The organism is Vibrio sp. 661, from assembly GCF_033339315.1.
Lineage (GTDB): Bacteria > Pseudomonadota > Gammaproteobacteria > Enterobacterales > Vibrionaceae > Vibrio > Vibrio alginolyticus.
In genome coordinates this window covers 173,088-185,324 of record NZ_JAWOUJ010000007.1, presented here as the reverse complement: position 1 = coordinate 185,324, position 12,237 = coordinate 173,088, and the positions used below count along the sequence as shown (strand labels likewise).

The following is a 12,237-nucleotide window of genomic DNA, read 5'->3' as shown; positions in this document are numbered from 1 at the left end:
CCTAATTAGTTGATGAAAGGGTAAATAAAGAGAGTCGCCACACGGTTCTTCTTGTGATTCCCAACTCTCTATTTAATCACTGTTCTTAATCATCGTTGCTATTTAGTATGATAGACGAGGTAGTCATGAGCTTGCTCGCGTCCCATATACCTTGCCAACGTCTTTTCTTGAACATCGCGCAAATCCACCATAATCAATCCATCTAGAGCGTTATTGAATGCAGGGTCGACGTTGAAGCATACCAGCTTGCCATTGAGGCTTAAGTACTGACGCAGCAAAACGGGCACTCCTTTCCCTTCATCGATTCTGGCAATGACACGTGACAATAGCTGTAAATCACCCAGAGCAGTGAGCATGCTGGTGTTCCAGTCACGGTGGTGCTCAGGAAGTGGGTTAGAAGGTGTGACATACTCTGCGCAGTTGTTATCGTAGTGGTGCAGTGTCATTGATTGAGCCAGTAATTGACGTGCAGTATCACTATAGTCGTTGCTAATGCTTACCGGACCAAATAGGTGAGTGTAATCTGGGTTTTGATGAACGAACGTTGCGATGCCTTTCCACAGCAGCAGTAGCGCGCTCATGCTCTTTTGATATTGCTGTGCAATCACAGAGCGCCCCATCTCAATGGATTTACCCATTTGGTCGATAAAGCGTTGGTCATAGTTAAACAACGTTCGTGAATACAGACCTGCTACGCCGCGCTTTTCAATCAGTTGATCAACCAGACCTAAACGATACGCGCCCACCAAGCATTGGTTCTCTCTGTCCCACACAAACAGATGCAGGTAATCATGATCGAAATGGTCAATGTCTATTGCTAGTCCAGTCCCTTCGCCAACTTGTCGGAAATTGAGCTCACGTAGGCGACCAATTTCATGCAGTAGGGAAGGGATACTCTGCGACTCCGTGCAGTAAACATCGAACTCACCACTTGTTAGCAGCTTGGACTCTTTTGGTAAGTTGTTCAGCTCTTCAAGCAATTCGCCTACGGGTAACCCTGCCGCTATTGGAGAGAGCAGTTCTGATGAAGAAGAAGGCTTAACTGATTGGGTTTCACGATTGAGCAAGTAAGTGTTGAGCCGCAAATAGTTCACCACTTGATCATCGTTAAGTGTGTTGAGCTCTTTGAATTTAATCGCTTGGCCAAAAGACAAGTTGATGGTTTGTGCATGTTTGTTCAGTAGCTCCCGCCCGAGCATTAGGGTACGCAAAAGTGGATGGATTTTCCCTGCCATATAGAAGCGTTTCGAGTTCTGACCACTGATGAATACTGGAACTGTCGTTGCTTTGTTTTTGCGGATCAGGCTACTTACGCTTCGACTCCACGCTTTGTCTTCCAAGCGTTGCTGTTTGGCATCGACTAACTGGGAAACCTCACCGGCAGGAAAGACAAGCAATAAGCCGCCACTTGCGAGGTGTTTATTAGCCGCTCTGAGGGCCTTCATATTCGATTTGACGGCGTCTCTGCCTTCAAACACATCGACACCAATGAAGAGCTGATCTAACTCTGGTACGGTTTTCAGGTATTGATTGGCTAGAATTTGGATATCGTCTCGTACCATCAACAAGAGTTCGGCCAAGATGACGCCTTCCACACAACCAAGCGGGTGGTTCGCCACAATGACGGTAGCTCCTTGTTTAGGTACTGAGTCGAGTGAACCATGAGCAATGCGATAATCGATACCTAAGATATCCAGCGTGAAGCGGAGAAAAGTTTTGGTATCGGCATTAACGGGGCGTTGGGCGTAGAACTTATCAAGTTGGTTTAAACCGGTTGCCCATTCAGCAACGTTTTCACCAATGCCAAACGGCGTTTTACGAGGGAGACGAAAAGGGGTTGAACTATCCATATTTACCTCAGCGTACAAGTTGCTGATTGGATAGTAGAAATTACAGATGACAGTTAAGAGGCAAAAGCATGAGCCTTTGGTGACAAACCAATGAAGCTTTATTGACTAAAGAAAACGGTATATCACTGTGCTATGAATCAAAACTCGCGTTATGTCTCCCTCTTAAAACAATAGATAGGCTATCTTATCTAGAACAAAGATTAAGCTAAGTTGATATTTATCAGGGGGAAATAATGGAACGAGTTTCCAATAAAGCAGCACTTTGGATTGGGCTAAGTTTGATACTTGGTCTTGGCATCCTTGGCTATTTTATGCAGCAGACGGCGGTGAAATACCGAGCCTATGAAAGAGTCGTGACAGTAAAAGGTTTGTCGGAGCGTGAGTATCCTGCTGATACGGTGATTTGGCCGATTCAATTTACTCTAGCGAGTAATGATATGGGAGCCATGTTTGATGAAATTGACCAGCAAACCCGTTTGATTTTGGACTTTCTAAGTGCCAAAGGGCTTCCTGAAACCAGCGTTTCCCTTTTTTCCCCAGCGGTCATTGACAGAAAAGCACAGCAATATGGGAGCGAGCAAGACATTGAGTATCGTTATTTGGCCTCGCGAACCGTTACGGTTTATAGCCAGAGTGTTGATGTTGTTCGAGCGGCAATCAATGAAATAGGTGAGCTAGGAAAGCAAGGCGTTTTGCTTAACCAAGATCCTTATGCAAATCGTGTTGAGTACAGCTTTACTAAGCTGAATGATGTGAAGCCAGACATGATCGAAGAAGCGACTAAGAATGCGCGTGAAGTGGCTGAGAAATTTGCGAAAGACTCACAGAGTTCACTGGGTAAGATCAAACGTGCAACTCAAGGGCAGTTCTCGATTTATGACCGAGACAGCAACACGCCTTACATTAAGAAAGTACGAGTGGTATCGACGGTTCAATATTACTTATCTGATTAAAGTTGCGCTCATATAGTCAATAGTTGGTCGTTCCATCACCTTCTATTTGTAGAGGTATCTATGCTCTGTGATAGGGAAATCAGTCTTCGATGACGCTATATACAAGTACTTTTTTATAAAACTAAGTTCTTAACAGTGATGAGGTGAGTTTGATAATAATCAAGCTCACTTGTTTCTTATGAGCGTAAGTTAGTATGACTTATTGCTAGAAGGAATTAGTATCATGGCATACAAGCACTTTATTAGAGAACTACTGGGTTTAGCGATTGTTGTCTCTGTCGTCTTTGGCGTATTAGGCGTGATGTTAGAGCTCTTCGCACTGACGGCACTTTGGGAGCATCAGCAAACGATAGCCGATGTTTTCTTCCATGAATCACTCTACTTCATCGTATTTTTAATCCCACCATACTTCCTCTGGAAGTTGATTAACCGTCCTGAATTGGTTTCTGCTGACCAAGCTTATTTGGCAATGAAGTTAGAGGCTGAAAGTCGACAATGAGTCGATTTAGTGAGTAATGAAAAGAAGAGGCTATGAGAAAACATTAGCCTCTTTTCTATCTGATTCGTGGGCAAAGTATTCGCTGCTTTATTGATTAAAAAGCTGCTTCGATTGTGCCTTTGAACGTACGATCGAGATAATCACGAATCGCTTGAGATTGATAAATAGAAACGAACTTTTTATACGCTTCATTATTTTTGTCTGCGTCACGAGTGGCGATGACCATGACTGCTAATGGGGCGTCTTTTGCTTCAAGATAGATACTTTGTTTCTTCGGATCTAAACCAGAAGACATTACGTAGTTCATTGTAATCGCAGCCGCGTCCACATCATCTAATGTTCTTGGTAGCTGAGCGGCATCTACCTCGACAAATTCAAATGATTTTGCGTTTTTTGTGATATCAGTTAGGACGGCTTTATGGCCAACACCCTGTTTCAGCTCAATTAAACCTGCATCGGCGAGTAGCAACAGACCACGACCACCGTTGGTAGGGTCATTTGGAAGCGCTATACGTGCATTGTTTGGAAGCTCTTGCAGTGAGCGATACTTATTGGAATAAAGCCCCATACGCATAAGAATGGACTGACCAATTGATACTAATTGGGCGTTATGGCTACTGTTGAAGTTGTCTAAAAATGGCTGGTGCTGATAGCTATTAATATCGATGCTACCATCGCTAAGAGCGGCATTAGGTGTCACGTAGTCAGAAAACTCAATGACTTCGACATTCAAACCTTGCTTTGCTGCCTCCTTCGCTACCGCCTCGACTACTTGTGCATGTGGTCCAACTGTCGCGCCCACTTTAATGACAGAGTCATCTTTTTCTCCACAAGCGCTTAAGCCGACTACTGCCGTGAGAATCAAAGCTAGTTTCTTTAAGTGACCAATACTTTTCATTGTAGCTCCATTTTTTGTTTTAGACGTCCATACGTTTGTATGTCCATCCTATCAGAAGTTGTCTGAGGGTCAATGGTTTAAATCACGAGCGGACATTTTGTTTCATTGCTACATATAGAAAGCCAGATAAGGGTTAAAGAAAAGGGGAAGAGGAAAAGCTATTACGAGGTTAGTGACGAGTTACCGCAACCGAAACTGTACCCAAAGATATAAGATACAAAAAAAGCGTAGTAGGTATTAACCTGCTACGCCTTTCGGAATATGGTGGCCCCTCGCAGACTTGAACTGCGGACCAATCGATTATGAGTCGACTGCTCTAACCACTGAGCTAAGGGGCCTTAATAGGACAACGATTATAGGGGAAGCGTTGCAAGGTGTCTAGATACCAACTAGGGCAATTGCGCTTAGTTTTTATCCACTTAGAACAGTAGATAATAAAAAAGGTGACCTAAAGTCACCTTTTTTGATTTCTAAAAGCTTGTATGCGCTGCGATTATTCGTCTAGGAAGCTGCGCAGAGTCTCTGAGCGGCTTGGGTGACGAAGTTTACGTAGTGCTTTTGCTTCGATCTGACGGATACGCTCACGAGTAACGTCGAACTGCTTACCAACTTCTTCTAGAGTATGGTCAGTGTTCATGTCAATACCAAAACGCATACGAAGTACTTTCGCTTCACGTGGCGTTAGACCTGCAAGCACGTCTTTTGTTGCCACCTTAAGGCTAGTTGCAGTTGCAGAATCTAGCGGAAGTTCTAGCGTTGTATCTTCGATAAAATCACCTAGATGCGAATCTTCGTCGTCACCGATTGGTGTCTCCATTGAGATAGGCTCTTTAGCGATTTTTAGAACTTTACGAATCTTGTCTTCTGGCATTTGCATGCGCTCTGCCAGTTCTTCCGGTAGTGGCTCGCGACCCATCTCTTGCAACATTTGACGAGAAATACGGTTTAGCTTGTTGATCGTTTCGATCATGTGTACCGGGATACGAATCGTACGTGCTTGGTCCGCGATTGAACGAGTGATTGCCTGACGGATCCACCACGTTGCGTAAGTCGAGAACTTGTAACCACGACGATATTCGAACTTATCTACCGCTTTCATCAGACCGATGTTACCTTCCTGGATCAGATCCAAGAACTGTAGGCCACGGTTGGTGTATTTCTTCGCGATAGAAATTACAAGACGCAAGTTCGCTTCAACCATCTCTTTCTTCGCACGGCGAGCTTTTGCTTCACCGATAGACATACGACGGCTGATGTCTTTAATGTTCTGTACGTTTAGAGAAGTCTCTTCTTCAATCATTTTTAGTTTAGCGATTGAACGACGGATTTCTTCTTCGTTACGTTTGATCTTTTCAGCGTATGGCTTGTCTGAAGCAAGAACTTCATCCAGCCAAGCTTCACTTGATTCATTACCAGTGAACAGCGCGATGAATGATTTCTTCGGCATTTTGCCGTATTCAACCACAGACTTCATGATCAGACGCTCTTGAGTACGAACGCGATCCATAGCAGTACGCAGTTCATTCACTAGGTGATCAAACTGTTTAGGCGTTAGACGAAACTCGCGGAATACGTCTAGCATCATTTCATTAGCAACGGTTGCTTTCGGGCTGTTATAGCCGTACTCGTTGATTGCTAATTGAAGATTTTGATAGGTGCTGCGTAGTTGGTTGAATTTCTCTAGCGCTAATTCAGGATCGATACCTACATCTTCTTCAGAATCATCTGAATCGTCATCGCTATCTTCGTCGTCATCAACGTCTTCATCGTCTTCTTCTTCTAACTGAGATTCAGTCAGTTCAGAACCGATGTGTGTTGCCGTTGGTGCAGCGGTGTCGTCAGCATCTGGATCTACAAAACCTGAAATTAGGTCTGTAAGACGTAGTTCTTCAGCTTGAACTTTGTCAAATTGCTCAAGAATGTACGGAATTGTGCCTGGGTATTCAGCAACAGACGATTGAACTTGGTTAATACCTTCTTCAATACGTTTTGCGATGTCGATTTCGCCTTCGCGAGTTAGAAGTTCGACAGTACCCATCTCACGCATGTACATACGTACTGGGTCTGTTGTACGACCAATCTCACTCTCTACGCTAGAAAGTGCAGCGGCTGCAGCTTCGGCTGCATCTTCATCGGTAATATTTGTGTCATCGTTCAGTGCTAAATCATCAGCATCAGGAGCAGTTTCTACTACCTTAATGCCCATGTCGTTGATCATCTGAATGATGTCTTCTACCTGTTCTGAATCTACGATTTCAGCAGGTAGGTGGTCATTTACTTCGGCGTAGGTCAGATAGCCTTGTTCCTTGCCTTTAATAACAAGTGACTTTAGCTGTGACTGCGGATTGTGATCCATAGACGGTATCCAACTTCGTAATCTGGTGAAGGAATCAGTATGCGAAATGCAAACCACTTACTATAACAAATTAAATCGTTGCTGACTAATTAAACAGGGTTACGCTTTTAAATCTAGCATAAGTGCTAGCAGCTCCCTTTTCTCTTCGGCTGATAAACCGACACTTCTTGCTTTGGCCTGCAGGTTTTCAATTTGTTTTTCTACGCACTGGGCAATAATTTTATCCAGTGAGTCTAAAAAGATTTCTTCTTGGTTGTCCTCATCGAGTGGAATGTCCCAACTCGCGAGACGAGACAGAAGGGTCTCATTTTGGCTGTTTCGCCAGTGCTCTAATAATTGGCCTGTGTTGATATGGGGATGCGCTTGGCATTTATCAAGTACATCAACAAATAAACTTAGACCAGGAATGGGCAAATCTCTAACGCTAGTTAGATCTGGCACCATACTTACGTATTGTGGGTTTTGAATCAGTAACGCGATCACTTCTCGCATCGGCGTTCGCTTGATTTCTTTATGAGGTTGAGGCCTTTTATCCTCTTTACCTTGTTTTGAAATTAGCTGCTGTAGTTGGCGTTCATCAACCAAACCCAAACGGCGGCCAAGCAATTCTCTCAAGTATAGTCTTAAAGTGCCGCCAGGGACTTTATCAATGAGAGGAACCGCAAGAGTACTCAGTTTTGCCATGCCTTCTTTCGTGCTCATATCGACCTGCTGAGTCAATGAGCTGAACATGAATTCAGACAAGGGCATCGCATTAGACACTTGCTGCTCAAATGCTTGTTTTCCGTTTTGTCGGATATAAGAGTCGGGATCTTCTCCATCCGGCAAAAACATGAATTTTAACTGGCGACCATCCGTTAGGTAAGGCAATGCATTTTCCATGGCACGCCACGCGGCTTCACGGCCTGCGCGGTCACCGTCATAACAACACACGACGGTGCTTGTTTGCCTGAATAACACTTGCAAGTGATCGCCCGTTGTCGAGGTTCCCAATGAGGCAACGGAATAATCTACGCCATATTGAGCAAGCGCGACAACATCCATATAGCCTTCAACCACTAAAATTTGTGGTGGCTCACGGTACGCTTGTAGTACTTCATATAGGCCATACAACTCTTTACCTTTATGAAATATCGGGGTTTCGGGTGAGTTGAGATATTTTGGTGTCCCATCACCTAATACTCGACCACCAAAGCCTATTACTCGACCGCGTCTGTCTCGAATAGGAAACATCACTCGACCACGGAATCGGTCGTAGCGGTTGCCTTTATCGTTTTCAATCAACATGCCGCCTGTGACGAGCATGTCTTGGTTTTCTTTATTCTGGCCAAAGTTCTTACGAACTAAATCCCATTCATCAGCCACATAGCCGATGCCAAACTTCTGGACGATTTCACCAGACAGGCCACGATCTTTTAGATACTCAATCGCCACCTTACTTGCTGGCTGTTTGAGTTGGTTACGATAAAATTGAGCAATGCTGCCCATTAAGTCGTATAGGTTACGTTTTTCACTGCTGCTTGCTTGTGGGCCTGACTGAAACGAACCATTACCGCCGCTACGTTGTTCTCGAGGAACATCTAAACCCAAGTATGAAGCGAGTTCTTCAATGGCTTCGACGAATTCTAGTCGGTCGAATTCCATCAAAAAATCGATGGCATTTCCGTGCGCGCCACAACCAAAACAATGGTAGAACTGCTTTTCTTGACTGACACTGAATGAGGGTGTCTTTTCGTTGTGGAAAGGGCAGCATGCGCCGTAGTTTTTGCCTTTTTTCTTAAGTTTCACACGTGCGTCGATGATATCGACAATATCAAGTCGAGCTAGAAGGTCATCGATAAAACTGCGAGGGATGTGTCCAGCCATAAAACCTAACAAAAAAAGAAGATGATGAGTGGAGTGAATGCCTTAAAAGAATGAGCGTATTGCCCATTGATTTCATTCCATCCATCCAGATACAAACAAGCCGTGCGCTCCAAAGGATAGCACGGCTTGCTGCAATTGGGTGGGGTACCTTAAGCCAATTTAGCGCGAACTAAACCGCTTACTTTACCCATATCTGCACGCCCTTGAATTTGCGGTTTCAGAACGCCCATTACTTTGCCCATGTCTTGCATGCCAGCTGCGCCAGATTCAGCAATCGCGTTCTCGATGAGAGCCGCTACTTCTTCGTCTGTCAGTGGTTGAGGCATAAAGTCCTCAAGAACGGTAATTTCTGCTTGTTCCGCATCAGCAAGATCTTGACGACCCGCTGCTTCAAATTGCGCTACAGAATCGCGACGTTGTTTAACCATCTTGGTCAATACTGCAAGAATGTCGTCATCGTTCAGAGTAATCTGTTCGTCAACTTCACGTTGCTTGATTGCTGATAGGGCTAAACGAATAGTACCAAGGCGCAATTTGTCCTTGGCTTTCATCGCTAATTTTTGCTCTTCTTTGAGTTGATCAATCAGAGCCATAACTAAATTCCTTTTGGAGCTCAGTTATTAGTACAGGCGAACGCGACGAGCGTTTTCGCGAGCTAGCTTCTTAGCGTGACGCTTTTGAGCTGCTGCTTTAGCGCGTTTGCGAACTGTAGTTGGTTTTTCGTAGTGCTCACGACGACGCACTTCAGAAAGGATACCTGCTTTTTCGCAAGAGCGCTTAAAACGACGTAGAGCAACGTCGAACGGTTCGTTTTCACGTACTTTAACTACTGGCATATGCCTTTCACCTCAGGGGTTATTCGTTAACGCTGGTATTCAACAGACCAAATCACAATTGTTAGGTCTCTTACCAGCTTGATCAAAAATGGTGCGGAATTTTAATCCGATCACAACTACTTTGTAAAGCCTTTTGTCGATTATTGTCTGTACAAAATTTGTTTGCAGCACCAAGGCGAGGTAATATGACGCCCAAATTTCCTCTATACAGAAAGCATACTGAGAAAACCATGCGCATTATTGGTATTGAAACCTCTTGTGACGAGACTGGCATCGCAATTTATGACGATGAAAACGGTCTCTTGTCACACAAGCTATACAGCCAAGTAAAACTGCACGCAGATTACGGCGGTGTGGTGCCTGAGTTGGCTTCACGTGACCACGTAAAGAAAACCATTCCTCTTATTAAAGAGGCACTAAAAGAAGCGAACTTAACTTCAAAAGACATCGATGGTGTCGCGTATACCGCGGGGCCTGGTCTTGTTGGGGCGCTATTAGTGGGTGCGACTATCGGTCGCAGTATTGCTTATGCTTGGGGAGTGCCAGCGGTACCTGTTCATCATATGGAAGGTCACCTATTGGCCCCAATGTTGGAAGATAACCCTCCACCGTTCCCGTTTGTGGCGGTATTAGTATCGGGCGGTCACTCTATGATGGTGGAGGTGAGAGGCATCGGTGAGTACAAAATTCTAGGTGAGTCGATTGATGATGCGGCGGGCGAAGCGTTTGATAAAACAGCGAAGCTAATGGGTTTGGATTACCCAGGCGGTCCACTATTATCTAAACTGGCGGAAAAAGGTACACCGGGCCGCTTTAAGTTCCCGCGCCCAATGACGAATGTGCCAGGTTTGGACATGAGTTTCTCTGGTCTAAAAACCTTTACGGCTAACACGATTGCTGCAAACGGTGATGACGAGCAAACTCGCGCGGACATCGCATTGGCATTTGAAGAGGCTGTGTGTGCTACGTTGGCTATTAAATGTAAGCGCGCGCTTGAGCAAACAGGCATGAAACGCATTGTTATTGCTGGTGGTGTGAGTGCTAACCGTCGTTTGCGAGCTGAGTTAGAGAAGTTAGCGAAGAAAGTTGGCGGCGAAGTTTACTACCCACGTACTGAGTTCTGTACAGATAACGGTGCGATGATCGCTTACGCAGGCATGCAGCGCTTGAAGAATGGCGAAGTGGCTGATATGTCAGTAGAGGCTCGTCCACGTTGGCCAATTGATCAACTAACACCTGTTGCTTAATCAAATTTATGCGGTAGGTTTGAAACCGGTTCTGTGTAATAAAGGTCTCTGCTCCTCAGAGGCCTTTATTTTTAATTATTCAATGAACCGCCTCGTTTTACATTCTGACTGATGCGATCAGTTCGTGATTGTTTCAGTGCTAGGATGACGTGGAAGAATAAGAAATGGATATAACAATGAATAAGTTTGAAATTGAAGGTCAGCAACTTGCTTATCTAGATAAAGGTGAGGGCCCTGTGCTTCTATTTGGTCATAGTTACCTTTGGGATAGCCAAATGTGGGCGCCACAAGTTGAGGTTTTAAGCCAGTCATTCCGTTGTATTGTGCCAGATCTTTGGGCACATGGTGAATCGGACGCTGCACCTGCATCGACACAGTCATTGGCCGACTATGCACAACATATGTTGGCATTGATGGATCATTTAGATATCGAAGAGCTCTCGATAGTGGGCTTATCTGTTGGCGGCATGTGGGGAGCAGAGCTAACGGCTCAAGCGCCGCAACGTGTTAAGTCACTGGTATTGATGGATACCTTCATTGGCTGGGAGCCAGAAGTTACGTATAAGAAGTATTTTGCAATGCTTGATACCATCAGCCAAGTCCAAGCAGTGCCTGCGCTAATTATTGAAGCCGTTGTGCCGCTGTTCTTTGCCAACAACGTCAATCAGGATAACCCTGAACTTGTCGCTTCATTCAAACGCAGTTTAGAAGAGCTGAACGGTGAGCGTGCGGTGGAAGTAGCTCGCATAGGGCGTATGGTGTTTGGTCGCCGGGATGTGATTGAGGATTCGGAAAAATTTGCTCTGCCGACGTTAATTGCAGTGGGCTGTGAAGATAAACCACGTCCAGTTTTTGAATCTTATTTAATGAAAGACTGCATCACAGGCAGTGAGTTGGTGGAGATTCCCCAAGCGGGACATATCAGTTGTTTAGAACAACCTGAGTTCGTCAACCAGATGTTGTTGAACTTCCTGAATCGAGTTCATGCGTAACCAATGCATCCTTCTTTAAACGAAAAGCTCGGCATTAAGCCGAGTTTTTTTGTGTCAGTTTTTTCTCGCCGATTTTTGGCTCGTCGCCAGACAAAAGCCGCCGAATATTTTGATGATGCTTAAATACGATTAAGCAGCACAGCATAGCAACAGGTAACGTGTATTGCGGTTTAAACATCCAAGTATAAAACGGAGTGACCAAAACCGTGACGAGAGCCGCTAAGGATGAATAGCGGAATAGCGCGGCTACTGACAGCCAAGTTAACATTACCAATCCTGTTAAGTCCAAACCAATCGGAGCGATAGCGCCAAGCGCGGTTGCGACACCTTTTCCGCCTTTAAAGTGGAAAAAAATGGGGTACATGTGGCCAAGACAGGCAGCAATGGCGATGACGCCAAGAATGATAGGGTCGATACCAAGAAAGTATCCGCCCCACACGGGGATAGTGCCTTTGAGCATATCGCACAACAAGACTGAAACAGCGGCTCCTCGTCCGCCAATACGCAATACGTTCGTTGCTCCAGGATTGTTAGATCCCACACTGCGTGGGTCTGGCAGTTTTAAGAGTCGACAGATCAAAACCGCACTGGAAACCGAACCTAATAAATAGGCGGCCATTGTCATTATCAGTGCCAGTGCGTCCATAGAAGTCCTTGATGGATTGGAATTTAATGCTCGGTTCCCGCGTAGTTGCTATCATACCCCGAATTTACATAATGCAGAAATCCTCACTGTGATA

11 protein-coding genes and 1 tRNA gene are annotated in these 12,237 nt (G+C 45.0%); 4 read left to right on the top strand and 8 right to left on the bottom strand.

Going from position 1 to position 12,237, the window contains the following annotated elements; translation table 11 throughout:
* Positions 1-98: 98 nt before the first annotated feature.
* Entirely contained in the window at positions 99-1,850 is a 1,752-nt protein-coding gene (locus R7P69_RS14640) for a lysophospholipid acyltransferase family protein (RefSeq protein WP_238842881.1), read from the bottom strand.
* Between the two features lie 233 nt (positions 1,851-2,083).
* Here R7P69_RS14640 and R7P69_RS14635 point away from each other — a divergent pair, with 233 nt between their 5' ends.
* Together R7P69_RS14635 and R7P69_RS14630 are read left to right on the top strand one after the other, a co-directional pair.
* The gene (locus R7P69_RS14635) at positions 2,084-2,803 is read left to right on the top strand and encodes an SIMPL domain-containing protein (protein WP_238952194.1); all 720 of its coding nucleotides are present in this window, start codon (positions 2,084-2,086) and stop codon (positions 2,801-2,803) included.
* Positions 2,804-3,026: 223 nt separating this feature from the next.
* A complete protein-coding gene (locus tag R7P69_RS14630; protein ID WP_005383040.1) occupies positions 3,027-3,302 on the top strand; it encodes a hypothetical protein in 276 nt (91 codons plus the stop codon).
* A 94-nt stretch (positions 3,303-3,396) separates the two neighbouring features.
* On the opposite strand, the gene R7P69_RS14625 is transcribed toward R7P69_RS14630, so the two are convergent.
* From R7P69_RS14625 to rpsU, 6 genes are all read right to left on the bottom strand, one after another.
* Positions 3,397-4,200 carry a MetQ/NlpA family ABC transporter substrate-binding protein gene (locus R7P69_RS14625; RefSeq protein ID WP_318121625.1) on the bottom strand — a complete coding sequence of 268 codons (804 nt, stop codon included), beginning with the start codon at positions 4,198-4,200 and terminating at the stop codon, positions 3,397-3,399.
* A 262-nt stretch (positions 4,201-4,462) separates the two neighbouring features.
* Positions 4,463-4,538 (bottom strand) — tRNA-Ile (locus tag R7P69_RS14620).
* 155 nt (positions 4,539-4,693) lie between these two features.
* The gene (gene rpoD, locus R7P69_RS14615; protein WP_005395986.1) at positions 4,694-6,556 is read right to left on the bottom strand and encodes an RNA polymerase sigma factor RpoD; all 1,863 of its coding nucleotides are present in this window, start codon (positions 6,554-6,556) and stop codon (positions 4,694-4,696) included.
* Between the two features lie 99 nt (positions 6,557-6,655).
* Positions 6,656-8,422 carry a DNA primase gene (dnaG, locus tag R7P69_RS14610; protein WP_005379719.1) on the bottom strand — a complete coding sequence of 589 codons (1,767 nt, stop codon included), beginning with the start codon at positions 8,420-8,422 and terminating at the stop codon, positions 6,656-6,658.
* A 149-nt stretch (positions 8,423-8,571) separates the two neighbouring features.
* The gene (locus R7P69_RS14605; protein ID WP_005379720.1) at positions 8,572-9,015 is read right to left on the bottom strand and encodes a GatB/YqeY domain-containing protein; all 444 of its coding nucleotides are present in this window, start codon (positions 9,013-9,015) and stop codon (positions 8,572-8,574) included.
* A gap of 27 nt (positions 9,016-9,042) precedes the next feature.
* Complete coding sequence (gene rpsU / locus R7P69_RS14600) at positions 9,043-9,258, bottom strand: 30S ribosomal protein S21 (RefSeq protein ID WP_001145625.1); 216 nt, start codon at positions 9,256-9,258, stop codon at positions 9,043-9,045.
* A gap of 230 nt (positions 9,259-9,488) precedes the next feature.
* On the opposite strand from rpsU, the gene tsaD reads away from it, so the two are divergent.
* Both tsaD and R7P69_RS14590 read left to right on the top strand, forming a co-directional pair.
* Positions 9,489-10,505 carry a tRNA (adenosine(37)-N6)-threonylcarbamoyltransferase complex transferase subunit TsaD gene (gene tsaD / locus R7P69_RS14595; protein ID WP_005379854.1) on the top strand — a complete coding sequence of 339 codons (1,017 nt, stop codon included), beginning with the start codon at positions 9,489-9,491 and terminating at the stop codon, positions 10,503-10,505.
* A 176-nt stretch (positions 10,506-10,681) separates the two neighbouring features.
* On the top strand, positions 10,682-11,497 hold the full coding sequence (locus tag R7P69_RS14590) for an alpha/beta fold hydrolase (protein ID WP_205461423.1): 816 nt from the start codon (positions 10,682-10,684) through the stop codon (positions 11,495-11,497).
* 34 nt (positions 11,498-11,531) lie between these two features.
* Here R7P69_RS14590 and plsY read toward each other — a convergent pair whose 3' ends face one another.
* Positions 11,532-12,143, bottom strand: a complete 612-nt coding sequence (gene plsY / locus R7P69_RS14585; RefSeq protein WP_005379857.1) for a glycerol-3-phosphate 1-O-acyltransferase PlsY — start codon at positions 12,141-12,143, stop codon at positions 11,532-11,534.
* Positions 12,144-12,237: the final 94 nt, after the last annotated feature.

What these genes read in the sequence shown, in the direction of transcription:
- R7P69_RS14640 (WP_238842881.1), bottom strand. Translation starts at nt 1,850, where the DNA reads ATGGATAGTTCAACCCCTTTTCGTCTCCCTCGTAAAACGCCGTTTGGC.
- R7P69_RS14635 (WP_238952194.1), top strand. Translation starts at nt 2,084, where the DNA reads ATGGAACGAGTTTCCAATAAAGCAGCACTTTGGATTGGGCTAAGTTTG.
- R7P69_RS14630 (WP_005383040.1), top strand. Translation starts at nt 3,027, where the DNA reads ATGGCATACAAGCACTTTATTAGAGAACTACTGGGTTTAGCGATTGTT.
- R7P69_RS14625 (WP_318121625.1), bottom strand. Translation starts at nt 4,200, where the DNA reads ATGAAAAGTATTGGTCACTTAAAGAAACTAGCTTTGATTCTCACGGCA.
- rpoD (WP_005395986.1), bottom strand. Translation starts at nt 6,556, where the DNA reads ATGGATCACAATCCGCAGTCACAGCTAAAGTCACTTGTTATTAAAGGC.
- dnaG (WP_005379719.1), bottom strand. Translation starts at nt 8,422, where the DNA reads ATGGCTGGACACATCCCTCGCAGTTTTATCGATGACCTTCTAGCTCGA.
- R7P69_RS14605 (WP_005379720.1), bottom strand. Translation starts at nt 9,015, where the DNA reads ATGGCTCTGATTGATCAACTCAAAGAAGAGCAAAAATTAGCGATGAAA.
- rpsU (WP_001145625.1), bottom strand. Translation starts at nt 9,258, where the DNA reads ATGCCAGTAGTTAAAGTACGTGAAAACGAACCGTTCGACGTTGCTCTA.
- tsaD (WP_005379854.1), top strand. Translation starts at nt 9,489, where the DNA reads ATGCGCATTATTGGTATTGAAACCTCTTGTGACGAGACTGGCATCGCA.
- R7P69_RS14590 (WP_205461423.1), top strand. Translation starts at nt 10,682, where the DNA reads ATGAATAAGTTTGAAATTGAAGGTCAGCAACTTGCTTATCTAGATAAA.
- plsY (WP_005379857.1), bottom strand. Translation starts at nt 12,143, where the DNA reads ATGGACGCACTGGCACTGATAATGACAATGGCCGCCTATTTATTAGGT.